The organism is Pedobacter agri PB92, assembly GCF_000258495.1.
Taxonomy (GTDB): Bacteria; Bacteroidota; Bacteroidia; order Sphingobacteriales; family Sphingobacteriaceae; genus Pedobacter; species Pedobacter agri.
On sequence record NZ_AJLG01000003.1, the window covers coordinates 17,141 to 39,677 of the forward strand.

Annotated in this window: 19 protein-coding genes and 1 pseudogene; 10 read left to right on the forward strand and 10 right to left on the reverse strand. The window is 38.4% G+C overall.

The window, feature by feature from the left end; genetic code table 11:
• Window positions 1–67 precede the first annotated feature (67 nt).
• The 3 genes from ON09_RS00935 to ON09_RS00945 are packed head-to-tail and all read right to left on the reverse strand — an operon-like array spanning window position 68 to window position 3,527.
• Window positions 68–1,111: an aminotransferase class I/II-fold pyridoxal phosphate-dependent enzyme gene (locus ON09_RS00935; protein ID WP_010599189.1), complete on the reverse strand. Its 1,044-nt coding sequence runs from the start codon at window positions 1,109–1,111 to the stop codon at window positions 68–70.
• Between the two features lie 3 nt (window positions 1,112–1,114).
• Window positions 1,115–2,140 (reverse strand): glycosyl hydrolase family 18 protein, encoded by a 1,026-nt coding sequence (locus ON09_RS00940; RefSeq protein ID WP_010599190.1) that lies wholly within the window; start codon window positions 2,138–2,140, stop codon window positions 1,115–1,117.
• Window positions 2,141–2,198: 58 nt separating this feature from the next.
• Window positions 2,199–3,527 carry a D-alanyl-D-alanine carboxypeptidase gene (locus ON09_RS00945; RefSeq protein WP_010599191.1) on the reverse strand — a complete coding sequence of 443 codons (1,329 nt, stop codon included), beginning with the start codon at window positions 3,525–3,527 and terminating at the stop codon, window positions 2,199–2,201.
• 51 nt (window positions 3,528–3,578) lie between these two features.
• On the opposite strand from ON09_RS00945, the gene ON09_RS00950 reads away from it, so the two are divergent.
• From ON09_RS00950 to ON09_RS00970, 5 genes are all read left to right on the forward strand, one after another.
• Entirely contained in the window at window positions 3,579–4,826 is a 1,248-nt protein-coding gene (locus tag ON09_RS00950; RefSeq protein WP_010599192.1) for a pepsin/retropepsin-like aspartic protease family protein, read from the forward strand.
• A gap of 94 nt (window positions 4,827–4,920) precedes the next feature.
• Entirely contained in the window at window positions 4,921–7,434 is a 2,514-nt protein-coding gene (locus ON09_RS00955; protein WP_010599193.1) for a zinc-dependent metalloprotease, read from the forward strand.
• Window positions 7,435–7,579: 145 nt separating this feature from the next.
• Window positions 7,580–8,446, forward strand: a complete 867-nt coding sequence (locus ON09_RS00960) for a phosphodiester glycosidase family protein (protein WP_010599194.1) — start codon at window positions 7,580–7,582, stop codon at window positions 8,444–8,446.
• Between the two features lie 55 nt (window positions 8,447–8,501).
• Entirely contained in the window at window positions 8,502–9,389 is an 888-nt protein-coding gene (locus ON09_RS00965) for a hypothetical protein (protein WP_238533578.1), read from the forward strand.
• Window positions 9,390–9,494: 105 nt separating this feature from the next.
• Window positions 9,495–9,686 carry a cold-shock protein gene (locus ON09_RS00970; RefSeq protein WP_010599196.1) on the forward strand — a complete coding sequence of 64 codons (192 nt, stop codon included), beginning with the start codon at window positions 9,495–9,497 and terminating at the stop codon, window positions 9,684–9,686.
• Between the two features lie 313 nt (window positions 9,687–9,999).
• Here the strand turns inward: ON09_RS00970 and ON09_RS00975 are convergent, their stop codons facing one another.
• From ON09_RS00975 to ON09_RS00990, 4 genes are all read right to left on the reverse strand, one after another.
• Window positions 10,000–10,479, reverse strand: coding sequence for an anti-sigma factor (locus ON09_RS00975; protein WP_010599197.1), 480 nt, complete (start codon window positions 10,477–10,479; stop codon window positions 10,000–10,002).
• Window positions 10,476–11,057 (reverse strand): RNA polymerase sigma factor, encoded by a 582-nt coding sequence (locus ON09_RS00980; protein ID WP_010599198.1) that lies wholly within the window; start codon window positions 11,055–11,057, stop codon window positions 10,476–10,478. The genes ON09_RS00975 and ON09_RS00980 overlap by 4 nt, the downstream gene beginning before the upstream one ends.
• 220 nt (window positions 11,058–11,277) lie before the next feature.
• Window positions 11,278–11,598 (reverse strand): DMT family transporter, encoded by a 321-nt coding sequence (locus tag ON09_RS00985; protein ID WP_010599199.1) that lies wholly within the window; start codon window positions 11,596–11,598, stop codon window positions 11,278–11,280.
• 69 nt (window positions 11,599–11,667) lie between these two features.
• A complete protein-coding gene (locus ON09_RS00990) occupies window positions 11,668–12,234 on the reverse strand; it encodes a Crp/Fnr family transcriptional regulator (RefSeq protein ID WP_010599200.1) in 567 nt (188 codons plus the stop codon).
• A gap of 134 nt (window positions 12,235–12,368) precedes the next feature.
• Between ON09_RS00990 and ON09_RS00995 the strand changes: the two genes are divergently transcribed.
• Window positions 12,369–12,734 (forward strand): DUF6249 domain-containing protein, encoded by a 366-nt coding sequence (locus ON09_RS00995; protein WP_010599201.1) that lies wholly within the window; start codon window positions 12,369–12,371, stop codon window positions 12,732–12,734.
• Window positions 12,735–12,852: 118 nt separating this feature from the next.
• Here ON09_RS00995 and ON09_RS01000 read toward each other — a convergent pair whose 3' ends face one another.
• From ON09_RS01000 to ON09_RS01010, 3 genes are read right to left on the reverse strand one after another with little or no spacing between them, the layout of a single operon-like run.
• Complete coding sequence (locus ON09_RS01000) at window positions 12,853–13,278, reverse strand: hotdog fold thioesterase (RefSeq protein ID WP_010599202.1); 426 nt, start codon at window positions 13,276–13,278, stop codon at window positions 12,853–12,855.
• Window positions 13,268–13,777, reverse strand: coding sequence for a DinB family protein (locus tag ON09_RS01005; protein WP_010599203.1), 510 nt, complete (start codon window positions 13,775–13,777; stop codon window positions 13,268–13,270). The genes ON09_RS01000 and ON09_RS01005 overlap by 11 nt, the downstream gene beginning before the upstream one ends.
• Window positions 13,758–14,963 (reverse strand): sensor histidine kinase, encoded by a 1,206-nt coding sequence (locus ON09_RS01010; protein WP_010599204.1) that lies wholly within the window; start codon window positions 14,961–14,963, stop codon window positions 13,758–13,760. The genes ON09_RS01005 and ON09_RS01010 overlap by 20 nt, the downstream gene beginning before the upstream one ends.
• A 223-nt stretch (window positions 14,964–15,186) precedes the next feature.
• Here ON09_RS01010 and gltX point away from each other — a divergent pair.
• The 4 genes and pseudogenes from gltX to ON09_RS01030 all read left to right on the forward strand — a co-directional run bounded on the left by gltX (window position 15,187) and on the right by ON09_RS01030 (window position 22,523).
• A pseudogene (gene gltX, locus ON09_RS01015) lies at window positions 15,187–16,694 on the forward strand (glutamate--tRNA ligase).
• A gap of 150 nt (window positions 16,695–16,844) precedes the next feature.
• Window positions 16,845–17,687, forward strand: a complete 843-nt coding sequence (gene ypfJ, locus ON09_RS01020; RefSeq protein ID WP_010599206.1) for a KPN_02809 family neutral zinc metallopeptidase — start codon at window positions 16,845–16,847, stop codon at window positions 17,685–17,687.
• Between the two features lie 102 nt (window positions 17,688–17,789).
• Window positions 17,790–18,923, forward strand: coding sequence for a hybrid sensor histidine kinase/response regulator (locus ON09_RS01025; protein ID WP_010599207.1), 1,134 nt, complete (start codon window positions 17,790–17,792; stop codon window positions 18,921–18,923).
• Between the two features lie 18 nt (window positions 18,924–18,941).
• The gene (locus ON09_RS01030; RefSeq protein WP_010599208.1) at window positions 18,942–22,523 is read left to right on the forward strand and encodes a response regulator; all 3,582 of its coding nucleotides are present in this window, start codon (window positions 18,942–18,944) and stop codon (window positions 22,521–22,523) included.
• The last annotated feature ends 14 nt before the right edge of the window (window positions 22,524–22,537 follow it).

A 22,537-nucleotide genomic window follows, 5' to 3' on the forward strand; every position in this document is an offset into this window, starting at 1 on the left:
CTCAAAACTACCTGGTTAGTGTTAGCTGGAAATAAATATAGTGTTAATTTATTCATTTGCTAATATTTTATTTTAACACTGAGATCAATTGATCAATATCTTCCGGCTGATGCCAGCTGCTCAAAATAATCCGATTGATGGGCTTGCTGTCTGCATTTGGGTAAGGAAAGGATGAGATCAAAATATGATGTTTCAAAAGATCTGTAGCTAAATTTGGATAATTGATCAAATAAGCAGGAAAGCCCTGTTCAAACTTCCATGTCAAATTAATTGCATCACTGAAATGATCGATGTTTTGCTGTAACTGTTCCCAAGCGGTTTGGTATAAATCTTTTGCATGCATGAATGCATAGAGCGCTGCTGCTGCAGGCGGCGAAGCGCCGACAAAAATGTTTGAGCTTTTAAGCTGTTGAATGATTTCTTTTGATCCCAATACCAGGCCAGCATCAACCCCTAATGCTTTAGCCATCGATGCCACAACAACAGTTTCTACGTTTTTGAGCTTAGGCAATTCGCTAAAGGCGCCTAATCCATTATTGTTCAGGCCGATTCCGTGTGAGTCATCAACAATAAGTACAATGTTTTTGTCAGGGTTAATTTCTTCCAGGAAATCGAAATCATAAATTTCAGGAAAAAGATTATTCATCGAGTTGCTGATCAGCACATAATTTCGCTCCTCCGATGAATTTATAGCTTCAATGGTATGATGTTTCCATTGGCTAAATGAATCAGTGAAGGTATCGGGTGCTGCATTTAACCAGAGCGCCGGATGTGTTGCGGGCGCATAGATCACTTTTCCAAATGGGGACAATAATTTAACAGTGAGTTGTGCTGCCAAATAACCGCTTGACGTAATCAATGCATCTTCGGCTAAGAATCTTTTTGCCGCTTCTTGTTCGGCTGCATCATAAATACCTAGCTGAATATTATTGCTTCGGCTGGTGCCATTATTTAGGCCAAATTTCTTTATGCCTTCGAGGTACAAATCAATAAACGCCTCATTCTGAGGAATGCCTAAATAGGCTGTTCCGCCAAAATAGAGGTAAGTTTTTCCATTAACGACAACGGTATTTGAAAAAGGTTGATTAATCGATTTAAAATCGGTGTTCATTTGTTAGTTGTAATTTCTGCCCAACTCGTCATTTGCCGCCCTGATGATTGATTTGCTGCCATTATCATCGTGGTAAAATTCCCAGAACATGATTCCATTGGCCGTTTCTTTTGCAAGTTTAGCTTTTTTCTTCGTGGTTAAAATACCATTAAAATAATATTGAACGCCATCAATGGTGGCATAATCCAGATTCACATCGGCATTTGCTGCAACGAAATCGCGGTACGCCTTCGATGCATTTGCCGCATTTTTACCATATGCAGGAATTCCCAATACAGCTTTCTGTTTAGGCATGCCGCGGGTACCTATCCAATAATTTAGGCTGGCAACTGCCATGTTATAAGAAGCATGTTGAATTGGTTCATCTTTGTCCCAGCCAATGCCATCGTAAACCATAATGTTAAAAAAATCAACTGAAGGAAAAACTTCAGATTTTAAACCATCACGAATACTGCCGGCGTATACCCCCGGTGTAATGGCGGCACTTAAAAATTTATTGTATTTGTGCAGCGAATCAGATAGTTCTTTCATCAATAAAACATAATTGTCTGCAGAACCATCAGCTGTACTGGGATATTCCCAATCCATATCCACACCGTCTAAATTATTGGTTCGGGCGAAGCCCAGCACATTTTTAATAAATAATTTTCTTGCTGATGCTGATGCCGCCATTTCAACAAAAATACTGCGTGTACCCGAAACTGAAATGCCTGTTTTAACACCATTAGCCCTCGCTTTTTGCATTACAGCCGCAAAGCGGGATGGCTGTTCTAAATTAGCCAATGAACCGTCGGTATTTGGATTTAAAAAAGCATAAAACAGATGGGTGATCATCTTAAATTTTGCATCGGCAACGCCATTCGGATCGCGATAGCTCGGAAAGTAGGCGACAACTTTGAAACTATTGTCTGCTACATATGGTTTCGGTGGCTCAACCGGCGTAGGTGGATCGGTGATGCCATCGTTTTTTTTACAGGAAGAAATTCCAATTACCAAAATCGCGGTGAACAAAAAGTAGATTTTTTTCATAGGATTAGGTGTTACAGTAAGTTTACATAATATCGCTAACGAGATTTCTTATTGGTTACTAAAAATTATCGTGAATATAAGTCATAATTCTAACCATTTCAGCCCTAACTTCTGCTGTAGGTTTGTTAAAGTTATTATTCATGAAAGAATAAATATAAGTTTTGCCTTTTCTGGTCAGCACATAGCCACTCTGATTGTGAACGCCACCTAATGAGCCGGTTTTACCATAAACAAAAGGTTGATCAGTTTTTGGGTAAGCATTTCTTAAGGTTCCACTTTTCCCGCCTGCCGGTAACATATCAAATAATTTCTCGCGGTTGTTAACCAGGTGGTAAATAGAATCCAAAAGGTAAATATTATCCCTCGGTGTAAATAAATTCTGGCGAGATAAACCCGAACCATCTGCCCACTTTACCTTGTCAGGCAAAAATGAAAGATAGGTTTTGGTGATGTGCTGAATGGCTTTGGTCGTGCTCAACGTATCACCCAGCTGGTCGGAACAAACCAATAGCAAATGCTCAGCAATAAAATTATCGCTTGGCAACATCATGTGTTTCAAAACCGAATCGCGTTTAGCGCCCGGAAGCGTTTTAGCATTAGAAGGAATTTTCATTTTTACCACACCAACGGATTTATGAAGCGTATCAGATAGTACTTCAACTGTGGTTTGGATGCTGGTTTTATATGGATTTTGTTGGTTATAGCCAGGTTTTACATCAACCAATGGATATTTGAAATGGTTAGTTAAAAAATCTCTTGTTACCTGAAAGCTTCCTTTGGTTTTGCTGGAATCAACTTCAAAACAGTGCTCAAAAACTTTTGGCGAAATGTTAATTTTTCGTGGCCCTAGGTAGGTCGACGTTACCATGTTATCCATAATTGGCATTTCGGTAATTTCGGGTTGATAATAGTAATCGTAATCATCCCAGCTCCAGCCATCACCGAAAAAAGTACCTGAATATCTGCCGGGGGCAAAAAACAATTTCTTATTTGATGCCTGGAGGAAATTATAAGCTGATTTATCTTTCACCGCAAATTGTAGAAACGATGGATCTCCCGTTCCCCAAAAAATTAGCGAATCATTACGTTCCACATATTTTAAAGCTGGCATTTGCTCTGGCAACATTTTTAAACTGGCGAAAAAAGTATAGAGTTTGGTGTTTGAGGCCGGCGTGAAATACTTTTCTGCATCTTTCTCAAAAATCATCTTTTTATCTTCCATGTTATAAAGCGCAAAACCTACCTGATATTGTTTGATCACCGTTGAATTTTTAAATTCTTTCGATACTTTTTTAGCAATCATCTTATTTGTAGAGCAGCCGGATAAACTGAATAATCCGATAACGAAAAGGGCAAAGAATGGAAGCTGAAATTTATTAAGGAACATGTTAATGAATTAGAAATGATAATGATCAACTAATTTATTAAATTTAATTTAATGTTAACCAAATATGCTTTTGTTATCCAATTGAGTATCCACAAAATTACCATTTGTGTGGGGCTGCTATTAATTGGTTTACATTCGGTAGGGCAGGAGTTCACTTTTTCAGGTAAAAAACAAAAGCAGTCTATCCAGTTTAAATGTGTTAAAAATCTAATTATTATTCCGGTTTACGTTAATGAGAGAGGACCGTACAATTTTGTTTTGGATACCGGTGTCGGACCGATGATTATCACTGATCCTTCCATTATTGATACATTAAATTTCAGTTTGATGCGTAAGATTAAACTTTCAGGGCTTGGTTTGGAAGTGGTTGATGCTTACGTTTCTCAGAATGTTTCTGCACAAATTGGCCGGGCAAAAATTAACTACATTCCTACTGCCGTTTTAAAAGAAGATTTGTTTAATCTGTCAGGGCATTTGGGCGTTAAAATTTATGGCCTGATTGGCTATAGTTTTTTCAATAGTTTTATTGTAGATATTCGCTACAGCGAGAGCAGAATCATTTTTTGTGATGTAGATAGCAAGATTAAATATAGAGGCGATAAAATTCCGATCATTATTGAAAATTTAAAACCCTATGTAGATGTAGACGTAGATATGTATGGGGGCAATAAGGTAGGCACAAGGCTGTTGATGGATACCGGCGCTAGCCATGCACTATCAATGGAAATGTTAAAAGGTGAAGCTTTTCCGCTTCCGGAGAAAAAAATTAAAGCCAATTTAGGGATGAGCTTAAGCGGACAGATTAAAGGGTATGTTGGCCGGGTGGAAGCTTTTCATTTAGGTAAATATACTTTTAAAGATGTGGTTTCAGGATTTCCCGATTTTAATTCCATATCACAAAAAATCGATTTAAGCTTTCGCAACGGCAATTTGGGAGCCGAAATGCTCCGTAAATTTGATGTACAATTAAACTATCAGGAAAAGTTCATGTACCTGAAGCCAAATAGTTATGCAAATGCGCCTTTTCAATATGATATGATTGGCATGGTGATTTACCTCGATCAGGATAAATATAAACGGTTAATTGTGGGCGAAATTGATGAAGGCTCTCCGGCAGAAAAAGCGGGTTTGTGCCCTTATGATGAAATAATTGGCGTAAATTTTAAATCTATAGAAACCTACACTTTAAATGATTTATCGGAAATGTTTAAATCAAAAGCAGATAGAACCGTTATTTTTGAGATGGTGAGAGACAATAAAGTTTTTTTTAAAGTGGTTCGGCTCGAAAAGCGAATTTAACTGATTGGTAATTTTATGGTTACAAAATGTTTATAAGGTAACAAGGCTATAACTTCGGGCTCTTATTATCATAAAAACCATATAAACATTATAAATGAAGAAACAAGTTAAGGTACTTGCGTTAGCGGGTATTATGGTGCTTGGTTTGGCTGGAACAGATTCAGTACACGCACAAAAAAAATCAAAAAAGGGTTCAACTACCCCGGCAACTCCTTCAGCAGCGCCTGCTGCAGCAGCAAAAAAAGAAGGAATTAAACCATTTTCGGAAGTTATTACCGCCAAAGCAAGAACTACAAATGGTTTGTTCAAAACTCACAAAGTTGATGATAAGTGGTACTTTGAAATTCCAGATTCGATAATTAACAGGGAGATGTTGGTGGTTACCCGCTTGGCAAAAGCACCTGTGGGTATTAAAGTAGGTAATCAACAATATGGTGGTGAGGAATTAAACGAGCAGGTTTGGAAATGGGAAAAAAGAGGTAAACAGGTTTATATCCGTGTACCAAGTTATGCAACCAAGGCAGATCCAAAAAGTGATATGTTCGAGTCAGTTCAAAACTCAAACCTTGCACAGATTTTGGCAAGTTTCGAAATTAAAGCGTACAACAAAGATACAACCGGCGTAGTAATCGATGTTACCGATTTCTATAATGGCGATATCATGGCAATTGGTGCAACGGATCAAATCCGCAAGGCTTATAAAGTAATTGCGTATGATGCAACACGTTCCTACATCGATACAGTAAAGACTTTTCCAATTAACATCGAGGTTAAAACAGCAAAAACTTATCGTGCGGCCGAGTCGCCTACTGATAACAGCAATGGTGCAGTGACGTTGGAATTTAATACTTCAATGTTATTGTTGCCGAAAACACCCGTAAAAGCGAGAATTATGGATAGCCGCGTAGGTTATTTCGGTCAATCGCAGATTGATTATGGAACAGATGCTCAAAAAGCAGAACGTACGGCATACATCCACCGATGGAATTTAGTTCCGAAAGATACGGCTGCTTACATGAGAGGCGAATTAGTGGAACCGGTAAAACCGATTATCATTTATATCGATCCGGCTACGCCGAAAAAATGGGTTCCATTTTTAATTCAGGGAATTAACGACTGGCAAGTGGCGTTCCAGGCTGCGGGTTTCAAGAATGCTATTTTTGGCAAACAGGCGCCAACACCTCAGGAAGATCCTCAGTTTAGTGTAGAAGATTCAAGATATTCTGTAGTGCGTTATTTTGCTTCTGATATTCCTAACGCTTACGGCCCACATGTAAGTGATCCACGTACGGGTCAGATTTTAGAAACACACATTGGCTGGTACCACAACGTGATGAATTTGTTGCGCAACTGGTATTTTGTACAAACTGCTGCCGTTAACCCGGAAGTGCGTAAAGCTAAATTTACGGATGCACAAATGGGCGAATTGATTCGTTTCGTTTCCTCTCACGAGATTGGCCACACTTTAGGTTTGCCACATAACTTCGGTTCCAGCTATGCTTATCCGGTTGATTCTTTGCGTTCAAAATCTTTTACTGATACCCACGGAACGGCACCTTCAATTATGGATTATGCCCGTTTCAATTATATCGCTCAACCGGGTGATGGTGTAACGAAGCTTCACCCACAAATTGGTGAGTATGATAAATGGTCAATCAAATGGGGTTATTCATGGATTCCGGGCAACAAAACTGCAGAGCAGGAGAAAGAGGTGTTAAACCAATGGACTTTAAAAAACGCGGGTAATCCACTTTATTTCTATGGCCGCCAGGGAACTACTTTAGATCCTCGTTTACAAAGTGAAGATTTGGGAGATAATGCCATGAAAGCCAGTAACTATGGTATCGCAAACTTAAAACGTATTCTTCCGAACGTAGAAAAATGGACTTACCAAAAAGGTAAGGACTATAGCGATTTGAAAGAGATTTATACTGAAATAGTTGGTCAGTATAACCGTTACATGGGCCACGTGCTGACGAATGTTGGTGGTATGAGCGAAAACTTCAAAACTTACGATCAATCAGGTCCGGTTTACAGTTATTTATCAAAAGCAAAACAAAGGGAGGCCGTTTCGTTCTTTAACCAACAATTGTTTACGACGCCGCTTTGGTTAATCAATAACGATCAGTTAAGTAAATTTGATAATGGCACACTTCTGAACAGAATTAAGGCAGTCCAGGCCAATACTTTGGTTAACCTTTTAGCGGCACCAAGAATTGCTCGTTTATTGGATAATGAAGCTAAAAACGGAACAGCAAAAGCTTATACATTGCCTGAGTTATTCAAGGATATTAAAACTTCTGTTTTTGCGGCAGGTAGGGCCGATGCATTCAAACGTAACCTGCAACGGGCTTATGTAGATCGTTTAGGGTATCTAATGACGACAGAATCAGAATTGCCTCCAGGTTTTCCGGCAGAATATGCTGCCAGCTATGGTTTAACGCCAATCAACGTGAGCTTATCAGATATCCGTCCATTGGTTAGAGCTGAATTGAAAGCGTTATCTGCTACAACTAAAGCTCGCTCTGCTGCAGGTGATGCAATTACGAAAGCGCATTACGACGATCTGAGTGTGAGAATTAAAAACATTTTAGATCCGAAGAAATAGTTTTCAAGTTAAATGTTGAAACTGATCAACCAGAACATTCAATCATTTAAACAATCTATCATTCCATCATTTAATAAAAACGGAGTAAGCCTTTTCATTGGTTTACTCCGTTTTTTTTTTAATTTTTAGATCAAATCATCAACCCATGTTAAAAAGAATATTTATTTATACACTGATTTCATTCACAAGCTCCATCAGTTTCGCACAAAATATCGATTCGATAACAGTAGTTAAAACCAAATGGGAAAGAACCAGAATTGCGAAGCAGGTGAAACTTTACCGCCATCATTTTAATCAGAAAAATTTGTTTGCAGCAAATGAGAATATTTCTTTTCTGGAGATAAAAAATACGGGTAGGAGAGCCATTTTTGCTTTGGGCGCTGAAGAAAAAGAACTGATTACTACCAGTAATTTCGGTATTCGTGATACGGCGATTGCGGCTTTAAATGGTAATTTCTTTGATGTAAAAAATGGAGGATCGGTTGATTTTGTTCGGGTAAATGGAAAAGTGATCAATACCAACCGCCTGGATAAAAACGGTGAACGGGCAAGGCATCAACAGGCTGCGGTTGTGATCGATAATGGGAAAATCATGGTTAAAAAATGGGATGGAAGCACTGATTGGGAAACGAAACTTAGCGAACAAAACATCATGCTCAACGGACCGTTATTAACTTACAACACAAACGATGAATTGCTGGATACGACTTCTTTCACCCGTTTGCGTCATCCGCGGACTTGTTTAGGAATAAAACCTAACGGGAAAATTTTGTTGTTAACTGTTGATGGGCGAAATGAAAATTCAGCGGGCATGAGTTTACACGAGTTAACAAAATTGATGAAATGGCTGGGATGCACAACCAGTATCAATTTTGATGGCGGTGGCTCCACCACTTTGTGGGTAAACGGAATGCCCAATGGCGGGGTAGTCAATTATCCAACTGATAATAAAAAATGGGACCACGAGGGTCAACGTAAAGTTGCCAATGTAATTTTGGTAAAAAAGAAATAGTTATTTTAGCAGCTAGATGATCAAAAATATAATACAAATCTTTTTTTTAAGTCTGATGCTTTCTGCCTGTAGTTCAAAGAATAAAAAAAACGATGCTACACAGAGAGATTTTCAATTTGAGCCCGTAAAAGGGATTCGTTATGAAGAAGTAAAACGCCGTTTTAGTAACGGGTTATCTTTTAACGAGCAGGGTTTTATGCAAAAACCATCATGGATTATTGAGGTGGTTTCTGAAGATACGATGTCTGCCTGGAGTCCACAGAAGCAACGCATGCAGAATTTTTACCTTCAATACGATCATGGAAATGTGTACAACTTTGCAGAAGAATTTTTTAAGGTTAAACACATCAGTAAAGACAGTTTGGTTTTTCAACGCATTCAGGTAGATGGAAGAGTGATTGCTGATGATATCCGCTCCGATGTGAACATGACTTTCTACGCTCAGCATTATATTAAAAATAAACTGAAAACAACAGCCGAAATTTTGCAGCATCCTACAAAGGCCGATACCGCGTACATCGAAAAACGAGTTGCTGAAGTGAACCGTACCGATACCACCGCTTTTGCTGCTACAGAACCGGTTCAGTTCCTGCCAAAAAGTAAAATTGTAAAGGTTAAGAAATTTAGCAGTGCAGATAAATTGACTAAACGTACTTCGGCTTACGATTATATTTTCCCCCGGTACCGAATAGAAATTGAGCGGGCATATAAAGATTTTGCTTATGAATGCCTGGCGGTGGTAGATTATACCGGAAATATAAAAATTTTAAGCGTAAATGGAGTACTTCCGGAAACTGCTGAAGGCAAAAAAAAGATGATGCAGGGCGTGGCAGATATCTACATTAGAAATTTGTTTGACGTAGCTCCCGGAACCACACTAGGCATTCCGCATAACAGCGAAATTACAGTGATGATTGTGGGTAAGGCAATTAAAAAGCCTTAGTAATCTGCTGTTTACAAAGTTTTAACGTTAAAAAAAATGTTAAAATTTATTTTGATTTTAAAAATTAAAACTTACCTTGCAGACTTAATTTTAATATTTAATACAATGCAAGAAGGCACAGTAAAATTCTTCAATGTAACTAAAGGTTTTGGCTTTATCATCCCTGCGAATGGCGATAGCGAAATTTTTGTTCATTCAACAGGTCTTATCGACGAAATCCGTGAAAACGACAAAGTACAGTACGAAGTTGCTAACGGTAAAAAAGGCTTAAACGCCGTTAATGTGAAAGTAATCTAATTATTATCATATTTACACTGAAGCCCTGATTGCATAAATCGGGGCTTTTTTGTTTTTGAAAATCCTGAATATAATATGGAGCCCCACCATTCTTCTGAGTTTCAATTTATGTAGCAAAATCAATGTAAATGATGCCTTGGGGTTTTCGCTATTGCAAGGGAGTATTTCACGACCGCTTAGCAATCATTTCTTCGGATGAGATTGACTCAATCGATAATAGATTGATTCGCAACGACGAAAATAAAAACTGCGATTTAAGTTTAAGTTAAGATTTTCTAGCTGTAGAAACCTATTGATAATCTCTTTGTCAGTATTAGTGCACCGTTTTTTTCCTCAACAAATAATCTAAAAAAACTAATCCTAATACTAAATCAGCAAATAAGAAACTGTAAAGCATGGTTGGCGTAATGTATTTGTTCAAGTTAAAATTGGCATTTATTTTAAAATCAAGATCAGAAAATTTGATATCAGCATTGAAAAGTGCATAACCAAAAAGCGCTACTAAAGACATGATAAAAAAGCCACCAATCCCATAAATAATATTGGTGTTAACTTTCGTTTTCATGGCAACTGGAGCAGGCTCCAATGCTACACTTTCCATCACATTTCTGGTAAAAGACATTGAAGGTTCATCCAATGCTATCTTGCCAAAAGCTAAATTTAAACTTAAGAATTCTTCATACTGAAGTTTAACTTCGGCATCTGAATGAATCTTCTCTTCGATCAATTTTGCTTCGGAAACACTTAAATTTCCATCAATGTAATCCCAAAGCTGTTGTTCTATTGTGTTCATAGTAACTCCTTTACTTCATCTTGTAACAAATATTGTAATTTTTCTTTAAGCCTGTGCCTTGCCCGGTGTAATTTCACTTTGATGGTGTTTGGCTCCACGTTGAGCATTTCACCTATTTCTTCCAAACTTTGCTCACCCTGATAAAATAGCGTGATGATGGTGGCATCGTCAGGCATGAGCATTTGAATAGCCTGATTTAAATATTTGTGGCTGTCTTGCCTTTCGTAACCATTCGCATTAAAGCTTGAAGTATGATTTTCAAGTTGTAAAAATATTTCTTCATCATTAATGGATGATGTTTCTAATCGTTTCCTACGTAGAAAAGTCATCGAAGTAGTATAAGTAATGGTATACAGCCAGGTGCTAAATTTTGCAGTCTGTTTAAAAGTTCCTAAAGCTTTGTAGACCTTAATGAAGCAATCCTGAGCAATTTCTTCGGCATCTTCTCTATTTTTAGCGAACCTTAAAGCAAGCGTAAAAACAAATCGCTGGTGGCGTTTAACCAACAAAGCATATTGAGCGGAATCTCCGTTCAATACATTTTGAATCAGCATTAAATCTGTAAATTTTTGCTCCATGCTTACCTCTAAGACTACATTAGCGATCGGCAGGTTACAGGGTTGCTTTAAAAAAGTTGAAGGTTACTGGTATGGATGCTTGTTCAAAGTTACATGTTATAAGTTACGGGTTACGGGTTTGGATGCTTACGTAAAGTTTAAAGTATAAAGTATAAAGTTGCTGGCTGGTGTCAGAACAGTATTAATTGCCCTAGCCATGTAACCCGCAACTTTTACCCCACTAATGCGAGGCGAAAAACTTCAAACCAGCAATTGATCCAATTAAAGTGCAGATGAAAAATATTCGCCAAAAGGTAGCAGGCTCATTAAAATATGCAATACCAATAATTACCGTCCCCACAGCGCCAATGCCCGTCCATACGGCGTAAGCGGTACCCATTGGCAAGGTTTGGGTAGCTTTATTCAGCAGTAAAAAGCTCAAAATAATACATATAAAAAAGGCCGTACTCCATTTGATATTGGAGAAATTGTTTGATAGTTTGAGGCAAGTGGTAAAGCCAACTTCAAAAAGCCCGGCGATGATCAGAATAATCCAGTTCATAGTGTAAATGTTTGCACAAAGGTATTACCATTGATTTGTGCTACATTTTACAAATGTTAAAAAATGAACTTATTTATCACTTGCCCTGATTCTGCTTAAAGTAACTTGCGTAACACCTAAGTAGGAAGCAATATGTTTCAGCGCAACTCTTTTAATTAATTCAGGTTGCTGGTTCACAAATTCCCGATATCGCTGCGTTGCATCCTTGAACGATCGGTCAATTAGCCGCCTTTCTGTAGCTATTAGCTCCCGCTCGGCAATTTTTCTGCCCCAGTTTGCCAGTGCTAAATGCTGGTCGTATAACTTAAATAGGTCAAGCAGTTTAATCCTGAACAATGATGAATCTTCTAAAAGCTCAAGGTTTTCATATCCAGGTTTATTATTGATATAACTGTTATAAGATAGTAAAACATCACCTGCCTGTCCAAACCAAAAAGTAATTTGTTGATTTTCTCCATCGGAATAGGCCCTTGCAATCCCGCTTTCTAAAATATAAAAATAGGGCTCAACTTTATCGGCGTGTATCAAAACAGTACCTTTTCTATGGTTAACCAACCTGCAATGCCTAGCCAATAAGTTTAACGAGTCATTGTTTAGCGAACTGAATATTTCGATATTTCTTAATTTCTCCTGCAAAGCTGATGTTTATGGAATAAAGCTATAAATTTTTTTAGCAAGCCTGTAACCTGATTAAAAACCTTGTAGTCATAATACACAGAACACGGTTCAATACACAGAAAACAAAATTCACATTTTAAAATATTAACATCATGCAAGATATATTAGTTCCAATCTCACTTTTTTTAGGCGCATTCGCAATGGTATTTGGAATCCGCTATTTATCGAATAAAGAAAAAATGGCCATGATCGAGAGAGGAATCGATCCGGGATTAAGCAAATCTACACCCAAACCATTTCTGAGTTTAAAATTCGGATTACTTTTAGTTGGTTTTGGTTTGGGCTTGTTGGTTGCGCTATTTACGGTAAGGGGGTTATTTGGCAGCGACATGAACCATACAGAAAAAAGCCAATCTGTAGCCATTTATTTCGGATGCATCGGCATCTTCGGAGGCTTAGGTTTAATTGTTTCCTATGTAATCGAAAAGAAGTGGCTAGATCGTGAAACCCTAAAATAGTGTGGTTATTGCTCATGCTCGTTGGAAATGAGCGTGAGCAATACTGATCGTTTTTACAATTTAATCGTAATGCTACTATTGCACTCATCCTCAATGAGCGCATGAGAAAGGATATTTTTTATGATGTCGGTTTATTAATTACCGCTACCGTTAACCTGCTGATGCAACTCATCTTGCCGCGATCATTATAAATTTTGATATCCCAGATATGCGTTTTGGCACCAATATGAATTGGTGTACAAACACCTTTAACCAAGCCGCTTTTCACAGGTCGCAAATGGTTGGCATTTACTTCCAATCCAACGGCAACATATTTTTCCGGATCAATAAGCATATAAGATGCAATGCTGCCTAAAGTTTCGGCTAAAACCACAGAAGCGCCGCCATGCAAAATACCTGCAGGCTGATGTGTACGTTCATCAACGGGCATGGTGCCGGTTATAAAATTGTCGCCAATTTCGGTAAACTGAATATCCAGCAAAGCACCGATATGGTTTTTAGGCCGTCCATTCAAATCTTCAATGGTAAAATCTTTAAACCACATGATAACGTTCTTTTAATACACCAACGTGATGAATAATGTGCCCTGCAGCAATAAATAAGATAGACTTTACATTGATCTCCCGTTCTGAAGCGACACCTTTTCTTGCTAATTCTGCTTCATTCAAACTTTTAAAAAAGTAAAGATTGGCTTTTCGCAACGCCGAAAACTCCTCAATCATATCTTCATAATTTCGCTCACTGAAACGAGCATTTAATACATACTCATCTTCATCAAAACCCGGCAAATGCTGCGCTTCATTTCTGGCAAATGCAGTCATCCGGTAAACAAAAATTCGTTCACAATCTATAATGTGCCCCAGCATTTCTTTCAGCGTCCATTTGCCTTCTGCGTAAGCAAAGTTTTCTTTGTCTTTGTTCAATTCGAAAAGCGCCGGAATGCTGAAAACCTGTTCTTCCAAAATTTCTATAATGTCGCCATTAACTTTGCTGATGTAGGTTTCGCCCCAAGCCGGATACTCGTTAGGTTGTGGTCGGTTCATATCTTAAACTGCTTTTTAAAATGATTCGGAAGGTTGTTCCTTTGCCAAGTTCTGATTCTTTTACGAAAATTTCACCGCTGTGATAGTTTTCTACAATTCGTTTGGTTAAAGATAAACCCAAACCCCAGCCACGTTTTCGCGTCGTATAGCCTGGCTGAAATACCGCATCAAATTTTGATCTTGGAATTCCTTTTCCACTATCGGTTACATCAATAAATACCTGTTCTTTTGCCAAATTTTCAATGATATTTACCGAAATAGACCCTTCATTTTCGATGGCATTGGCTGCGTTTTTTAACAGGTTTTCAATTACCCAATCAAATAAAGGTACGTTTAGTAACGCCCGAACCTGCTCATCACCTGTAATGCTGAACTTCACTTTATCTGAGGTACGCACCTTGAAATACCTGATAAAATCGCTGATTACAATATAAACCGTATGATCTTCCAGGATAGGTTTGGAGCCAATTTTAGAGAAACGATCAGTAATAATTTCCAAACGTTTTATATCGTTTTCCATTTCGGCGATTAATGGATCGTCTTCTGCATCAAATTTCGATTTCATCAGCTCTGTCCAGGCCATGAGCGAAGATATTGGAGTGCCGAGTTGATGTGCGGTTTCTTTCGCTAAGCCCACCCAAACATGATCTTGTTCATCCCTCCGGGCCGAACTGAAAGCGGTATAAGCGGTTAAAAGGAAAAGAAAAATTACGCCCATTTGAATGTATGGGAAATATCTAAGCTGGGTAAGGATAAACGAATCTTTATAATAGGCAAGCTTTTCTTGTCCCATAATATTCATAACCAAAGGTCGGTGTTGCTTTCGCATGGTAGATAATTCTCTGACAAAATACAAGCTGTCGTAAACGAGCTTATCATTATCTGGATACCATGTTTTTGTGCTGTCAAGGCCGCTTGATGATAGAATTGTGCCATCATTATTAACAACAATAACAGGCATTTTTGTATTCTCACGAACATCTTCCACTACACTGGTAAAGTTATCGTTATCATACAAAAGCATTGATCTTTCTGTAATCTTAACCCAAAGTTGAAACTGAGCAGCCTCTTCTCGCTCCATTTTTTTTACGAAAGAATCCGTGTAAAAAACTGATGCTATGCCGATTAGGATCGCAAATATGAGTAGGAAAAACTTCCAGCGGCGCTTCTTTTGATAAGGGTTCATGCTTTAGGTAGGCAAATTACAATAACAAAACGATAAAAAAAGAAAACCATTATGATTTTTAATAATCCATAAATAAGTCATTTCAACCATAATTGCTTCATAACAGATGAGAACAGTATAAAATAAATGAAAAACATATCTTTGTGCTGAGCATAGTGCATAGCGCTTTAGGCATGGATTACACCATAGCTTTCGCCATAAACTCCCTGCTCTTTGCTTCATTATGGATAAAAAAGTTAGAGTAAGATTTGCCCCAAGCCCAACTGGAGGACTGCATTTAGGCGGTGTTCGTACGGCGTTGTTTAATTATTTGTTCGCCAAAAAAATAACGGAACTTTTGTGTTGCGTGTAGAAGATACCGATCAAAATCGTTTTGTAGAAGGTGCAGAGCAATATATTGTAGATTGTTTAAACTGGTGCGGCATTGCGCCGGATGAAAGTCCGAACAAGCCTGGCGCCTACGGACCTTACCGTCAGAGCGAACGCAAACCGAGTTATAGCAAATTTGCAGAACAACTGATTAGTGATGGTTACGCTTATTATGCTTTTGATACCCCGGAAGAGTTGGAAGCGAAACGTAAAGAAATTCCAAATTTTCAGTACGGGCAGGCCACACGTATGCAAATGCGCAACTCTTTAACGCTTACTTTGAGTGAGGTAGAAGAGCTTTTGACTGCTAAAACGCCACATGTGGTAAGAATAAAAGTTCCTGAAGATGAAATTGTTCATTTCAACGACTTAATCCGTGGCGATGTAAGTTTTGAAACTTCACTGGTTGATGATAAAGTTTTATTGAAAGCGGATGGAATGCCAACTTATCATTTAGCTGTTGTGGTTGATGATAAGGCTATGGAAATTTCTCATGCTTTCCGCGGAGAAGAATGGTTACCATCAGCACCTATTCACATCTTATTGTGGAAATATTTAGGTTGGGAAAGCGATATGCCGCAATGGGCACATCTGCCGTTAATCTTAAAACCTGATGGACACGGAAAATTAAGCAAACGTGATGGCGATCGTTTAGGTTTCCCGGTTTACGCCATGAACTGGACAGATCCGAAAACCGGCGATGTGACCAAAGGTTTCAAAGAAATGGGTTTTCTTCCGGAAGCTTTCATTAACATGTTGGCTTTATTAGGCTGGAATGATGGAACCGATCAGGAATTGTTTTCATTGAAAGAACTGGAAGATAAATTCTCCATTGAAAGAATCAGTAAGGCAGGAGCAAAGTTCGATTTTGAAAAAGCTAAATGGTATAACCACGAATGGATCAAATCGGATAGCGCAGAGCATTTAGCCCCAAGCGTAAAAATAGAATTGCAAAAGGCGGGAATTGAAGTTAAAGATGAAACGTTCTTAAACACTGTAATCGATTTGATCAAAGACCGTTGCACTTTGCTGCCAGATTTCGTAGCACAAAGCGGATACTTTTTCACTTCGCCTGCTGAATATGATGTAAACTCCGTAAAACCAAAATGGAGCGCTGAAAAAGCAGATTTCTTTAATGCTTTTGCTGAAAAATTAACTTTAACTGATGCTGTAAGTGAAGAAGCAGCATTTAAAGCGTTGGCAGAAGAAAAAGGATTTAAACCTGGAGAATTAATGCTACCCTTCCGAATTATGTTGGTTGGCGGCAAGTTTGGTCCGGGAGTTTTTGATATTGCTGTACTTTTACGCGTGGAAGAAACAAAAGCAAGGATAGCGAAAGCTGTAAACTTGTTTAACAGTTAATCAGAAAAGCAAATAGAATCAAGCCAGGGAGAAATTTCTGGCTTTTTTATTGCTTCAAAACCTAAAAGAATAAATCGGGAAATAATTTCTAATTTAGTCTAACAATTGTCCCAACATTTAGGTTATCCATTAAATTAAAAAATTAAAATTATGCAGTGGTTTGGTAAAGGCAGTAACAATGTAGAAGATGGCAGAAGCGGGGGCGGAGGTAAAACCATTTTAGGTGGTGGAATCGGGATTATAGTTGTGGTATTGGGTTTAATTTTCGGGAAAGATTTAACCGGTGTAGTGGGACAGCTTCCTACTTCGCAGGGAACAGAAGAAGTCAAGCAAGGTGTGCCCGCAAACGATCCGCAAGCGGTTTTCGTTTCTGGTGTTTTGGAGTCAACGGAGCAAGTTTGGGACAAAGAATTTCAGGCCATGGGCAAACAATATGAACATCCAAAATTAAGACTCTTTAGAGATGGCGTTCAAACAGCTTGTGGCAATGCAAGTTCAAACGTTGGCCCTTTTTATTGCCCGGGCGATCATAAAGTTTACATCGATTTATCATTTTATGATGATTTAAAAAACCGTTTTGGTGCTGCCGGCGACTTTGCCCAGGCTTATGTAATTGCCCACGAAGTTGGTCACCATGTTCAGAACATATTAGGAATTTCAGAAAAATTAGATCAGGCCCGTGGGCAGGTAAGCGAAAAGGAATACAATCGCTTATCGGTTAAGTTAGAGTTGCAAGCCGACTTCTTTGCCGGCTTATGGGCACATCACGCACAAAACTTAAAAGATTTTAAGCTGGAAGAGGGCGATATTGAAGAAGCCTTAACTGCAGCTAATGCCATTGGTGATGATAAACTGCAAAAGCAGGCAACAGGCGATGTGCAGCCAGATTCTTTTACGCATGGAACTTCTCAGCAACGCATGTACTGGTTTAAAAAAGGATTTGATACCGGAGATATTAAACAGGGTGATACGTTTAACTCGAATAATTTGTAAACATTAAAACATTTTCAAAACATAATTGTTGGTACCTAGTTAATGAGAATTTTATCTCCAAACCAAACATAATTATCCAAGCGCCCTAGTTGTATAATAAAAATGATCCTGATAGTTGATGACCGACCCGAAAACCTTATTTCATTACAGAAAGTTTTACAAGCACATAATTTTGAGGTTGAAACAGCATCATCTGGAGAGGAAGCACTAAAAAAAGTTTTAAAAAATAACTATGTGCTGATCATTTTAGATGTGCAGATGCCTGATATGGATGGTTTTGAAGTAGCCGAAGCCATCTCCGGTTTCAGTAAAGCTAAAGATACTGCCATTATTTTCTTATCTGCTGTAAATACCGAGCTGAAATTTATCACGAAAGGATATTTGAGTGGGGGCTTAGATTATATTACTAAACCGGTTGACATTAATGTCCTGCTTCTAAAAATCAAAACTTTTTACCGCATATACGAGCAAAGCAGAAAACTGAATGAGGTTCAGGAAAAGCTGCTGGAGGAAATTGAATTTAGAAAACAGGCTGAGCACAAAAAAGATGAGTTCATCAGTATTGCCAGTCATGAGCTTAAAACACCTTTAACAAGTGTAAAGGGTTATATACAATTGCTACAACGCAGTTTGAGCAGGGATAATAAGGAAATGGCTCAAAACCATCTGGAAAAGGCCAGTGTTCAGCTCGAAAAGTTAAATGAATTAATTGTTGATCTGCTGGATATTTCAAAGATCGAAAGTGGAAAAATGAAATTCAATATGCAGCATTTTTGCGCCGATAGTATGGTTAACAATGCGATTGAAATGCTGCAACAATCAAATCCCGATTTTAGAATTAATAAAATAGGTACCACCAATGAGCATATTTTTGGTGATGAAATGCGATTGGAACAGGTAGTGATCAACTTCATTACCAATGCTATAAAATATGCTCCTGGCACCAACCAGGTTAATGTAACCATCAATATCCGTGATGGAAAACTCTATCTCGCCGTAAAAGATTTTGGTATAGGCATTTCTGTTGAGCAGCAAGATAAAATATTCGACAAATTTTATCGGGTGGAAGAAAACAGCCATCGCTTTAATGGTTTAGGTATTGGCCTTTACATCTGTGCAGAAATTATCAAACGTCATGGCGGTACAATTGGTGTAAATAGCGTTCCTGATGAAGGCTCAGAATTTTATTTCATTGTTCCCACCACCGAAGAAGAAATCCTGCAAAATCAACTCTAGTCATCTTCAAAATATAGAATGAAAACTACTCTTAAAAATAATTTACGTTTAGGCCTGGGCTTGTCGCTTATTATTCTTTTTATCAGCTCGCTGGCTTCCTATGTGAGTATCAGCAATTTAATTAAAAGCACAGAACTGGTAAAACATAGCGATCAGGTTATCTTAGATTCCGAAAATATTATTTCTTATTTAAAAGATGCTGAAACCGGGCAGCGGGGTTTTTTATTAACCGGAAATAAGGTTTTCCTTTCACCATATTATGGAGCGAGTGATTCGGCAGCGGCTATCTTAAAAAAAGTTGAAGTGGCTACTAAAGATAATCCTGTGCAGCAGAAAAATGTGGCTGCACTTCGTAACATCCTCACTAAAAGGATGGGCATTATCAAATCGACCATCGAAATCAAAGAACTTGGTGGCGCAGTAGATCCTACGGTTTTGTTTCAGGGCAAGGTTTATATGGATGAAGCACGAGAAACCGTAAATGCTTTGGTGAAGGAAGAAAAACGTTTGCTGGAGTGGAGAACTGCAGAGCTTAATAAACTTACCGCTTACACACCAATACTGATATTGATCGCGGCTGCTTTGGCCATTTTGATTACGCTGTTTTTTTATAGAAAGGTATCAATAGATTTTGATGAGCGTGTGAAATTGCAGGAAGAAATCGAAAGCAAAAAATACGAAATGGAAAAACGTATTGCAGCGATTAAAGAAATTGCCTATCAAATATCCAATGGAAATTATGGCGTAAAACTAGATAGTCAAAGCCAGGACGATATCGGTGAACTGTCAGAATCTTTAAATACGATGTCGTTTTCGTTAAAAAAATCGTTCGATACCTTGGCAGAAAATGAATGGTTACAAACCGGGGTGGCCAACTTGAATGTAAAAATGGTTGGAGAAAAAGATGTTTTTCATTTAGCTGATGATATCATTGACTTTTTGGTTACCTACACCAAAAGCCAGATTGGAGCCATTTACTTATTTAAAGATGATGGTTACCTTCATTTGAAAGGAAAGTATGCATTGGAAGGGCAAAATCTTCTCCCTGTAATTGAACTTGGTCAGGGATTGATTGGCCAGGCTGTAAAAACCGGTAAAAATATTTTATTGGAAGATGTTCCTCAAAGTGAATTGACCATCACACACGCAACAGGAAACATAAAGCCTGCACAATTATTGGTTTTGCCAATCATCAGAAACGGAATTTCAATTGGAGGTTTGGAAATCGGTACCATTACCGCATTTACCGATTTACAAATGCATTTCTTAAACTTGGTGCTATCCGATGTAGGCACTGCATTATTGGGTGCACAAAACAGGCAGAAATTGCAACAATTGCTGGAGGAAACGCAGGCACAATCTGAAGAACTGCAAGTGCAGCATTCTGAATTAGAAGGAATGAATGCTGAACTGGAGGCGCAGGCCCAAAAGCTTCAGGCTTCGGAAGAAGAATTGAGGGTGCAGCAGGAAGAATTGCTTCAAAGCAACCAGGAACTGGAAGAAAGAAGCAGTTTACTGGAAGAGAAAAATGAGTTGATTGAAGAACGCAATATCGAAATTCAGCAGAAAGCAGAAGCTTTAGAGCTAAGTACAAGATACAAATCAGAGTTTTTGGCAAACATGTCTCATGAGTTGCGTACACCATTAAATTCTATCTTGTTATTATCAAGGTTGATGGCTGAAAACGAAGCCATGGATCGAGAACACCAGGAATATGCTGAAGTAATTCAAAGTTCAGGTCAAGGTTTATTGAGTTTAATTGATGAGATTCTGGACTTATCAAAAATCGAAGCTGGTAAAATGGAGCTCGACCGATCGAATGTTAAGGTAGACGATATTGCCTCAAATATGCGCTCTTTATTTAATCCTTTGGCTAATGAGAAGGCTTTGGCACTGGTTATCGATAAAGCAGAAGATGTGCCGGAATATTTCCATACGGATAAAATGCGTTTGGAGCAGATCCTGAAAAACCTGTTATCCAATGCGATTAAATTTACCTCAGCGGGATCAGTGAAGTTAAATATCGAAAAGAATGAAAAGCTAAATGCCCTGGTATTTAAAGTTACCGACACCGGTGTAGGTATAGCGCCAGAAAAACAGGGGATGGTGTTCGAAGCTTTTCAACAGGCAGATGGATCAACCCGTCGTAAATTTGGTGGAACAGGACTAGGTTTATCCATTAGTAGGGAGCTTGCAAAACTCTTAGGGGGTTACATCGATTTAAAGAGTAAAGAAAATGAAGGCAGCATATTCATTTTAACACTGCCGATTGATAAAAATAAAGGTTTTGATGATGTGAAAGGTCAGGTAGAAAAACCCGCCCCGGTAGCAGTTGAACCTCTTAAAATAAGTCATTTAACAGTGAGCAATATTCCGCAGGAAATTGAAGATGACCGCGATAATATTCAGCCCGATGATAAAGTAATTCTGATTGTAGAAGACGATACCCCTTTCGCGAAAACCTTGCTTGATTTTACAAGAAAACGCAGCTATAAAGGTTTGGTGGCCGTTCGCGGTGATGTAGGTATTGAAATGGCAAAAGCCTACAAACCTTTGGCAATTTTGTTAGATATCCAGTTGCCAATTAAAGATGGGTGGCAGGTAATGGAAGAACTGAAATCTGACCCTGCAACAAGGCCAATTCCGGTTCACATCATGTCATCATTACAGGTTAAAAAAGAAAGCTTGCTTAAAGGAGCGGTAGATTTTATAAATAAACCATTTGCTTTTGAGCACATGCAGGAAATTTTTTCTAAGCTTGAACATGCCTTAAGCAGACATCCGAAAAAGGTTCTGATTGTGGAGGAAAACGAACAGCATGCCAAAGCATTAAGTTATTTTCTGAGCAACTTCAACATCCAAACCGAAATTGTAAACCAGGTAAATGAAGGCGTTTCTGCTTTGCACAAACCAGATGTAAACTGTGTTATTCTTGATATGGGAATTCCAGATAAGCATGCTTACGAAACATTGGAGGTGGTGAAGAAAACTCCGGGTTTAGAGAATTTACCTATTATTATTTTTACAGGTAAAAATCTTTCAAAAGGGGAGGAAAACAGGATCAAGCAATATGCAGATTCGATTGTGGTAAAAACAGCACATTCCTATCAACGTATTTTAGATGAAGCCGGGTTGTTTTTACACCTTGTGGAGGAGAAAAGCCGTGAAAAGACCAAAGCGCCAAAAGGATTTTCTGAACTTCAGGATGTATTGAAGAACAAAACTGTTTTGGTTGCTGATGATGATGTTCGAAATATCTTCTCGCTGACCAAAATGCTCGAGCAACATCAAATGAAAGTACTTGCCGCTACCGATGGTAAGGAAGCCCTGAAACTGCTAAATGAAAACCCACAGGTAGATGTGGTTTTAATGGACATGATGATGCCTGAGTTGGATGGTTACGAAACGACAACAGCCATCAGGCAGGATGTTAAATATCGTGATTTGCCTATCTTAGCAGTCACCGCGAAAGCGATGATGGGCGACCGGGAGAAATGTATTGCTGCCGGTGCTTCTGATTATATCAGCAAACCGGTTGATATGGATCAGCTCGTTTCATTGTTGCGTGTTTGGTTGTACGAAAATCATTACAAAGCTTAAACCATTTAAATAAA

Bases quoted from the DNA above. Each gene is read 5' to 3' on its own strand.
- ON09_RS00970 (WP_010599196.1), top strand. From the start codon at position 9,495: ATGCAAGAAGGCACAGTAAAATTCTTCAATGTAACTAAAGGTTTTGGC.
- ON09_RS00945 (WP_010599191.1), bottom strand. From the start codon at position 3,527: ATGTTCCTTAATAAATTTCAGCTTCCATTCTTTGCCCTTTTCGTTATC.
- ON09_RS00985 (WP_010599199.1), bottom strand. From the start codon at position 11,598: ATGAACTGGATTATTCTGATCATCGCCGGGCTTTTTGAAGTTGGCTTT.
- ypfJ (WP_010599206.1), top strand. From the start codon at position 16,845: ATGCAGTGGTTTGGTAAAGGCAGTAACAATGTAGAAGATGGCAGAAGC.
- ON09_RS00950 (WP_010599192.1), top strand. From the start codon at position 3,579: ATGTTAACCAAATATGCTTTTGTTATCCAATTGAGTATCCACAAAATT.
- ON09_RS00965 (WP_238533578.1), top strand. From the start codon at position 8,502: ATGCTTTCTGCCTGTAGTTCAAAGAATAAAAAAAACGATGCTACACAG.
- ON09_RS01000 (WP_010599202.1), bottom strand. From the start codon at position 13,278: ATGTGGTTTAAAGATTTTACCATTGAAGATTTGAATGGACGGCCTAAA.
- ON09_RS00940 (WP_010599190.1), bottom strand. From the start codon at position 2,140: ATGAAAAAAATCTACTTTTTGTTCACCGCGATTTTGGTAATTGGAATT.
- ON09_RS01005 (WP_010599203.1), bottom strand. From the start codon at position 13,777: ATGAACCGACCACAACCTAACGAGTATCCGGCTTGGGGCGAAACCTAC.
- ON09_RS01025 (WP_010599207.1), top strand. From the start codon at position 17,790: ATGATCCTGATAGTTGATGACCGACCCGAAAACCTTATTTCATTACAG.
- ON09_RS00955 (WP_010599193.1), top strand. From the start codon at position 4,921: ATGAAGAAACAAGTTAAGGTACTTGCGTTAGCGGGTATTATGGTGCTT.
- ON09_RS01030 (WP_010599208.1), top strand. From the start codon at position 18,942: ATGAAAACTACTCTTAAAAATAATTTACGTTTAGGCCTGGGCTTGTCG.
- ON09_RS00960 (WP_010599194.1), top strand. From the start codon at position 7,580: ATGTTAAAAAGAATATTTATTTATACACTGATTTCATTCACAAGCTCC.
- ON09_RS00995 (WP_010599201.1), top strand. From the start codon at position 12,369: ATGCAAGATATATTAGTTCCAATCTCACTTTTTTTAGGCGCATTCGCA.
- ON09_RS01010 (WP_010599204.1), bottom strand. From the start codon at position 14,963: ATGAACCCTTATCAAAAGAAGCGCCGCTGGAAGTTTTTCCTACTCATA.
- ON09_RS00975 (WP_010599197.1), bottom strand. From the start codon at position 10,479: ATGAACACAATAGAACAACAGCTTTGGGATTACATTGATGGAAATTTA.
- ON09_RS00980 (WP_010599198.1), bottom strand. From the start codon at position 11,057: ATGGAGCAAAAATTTACAGATTTAATGCTGATTCAAAATGTATTGAAC.
- ON09_RS00935 (WP_010599189.1), bottom strand. From the start codon at position 1,111: ATGAACACCGATTTTAAATCGATTAATCAACCTTTTTCAAATACCGTT.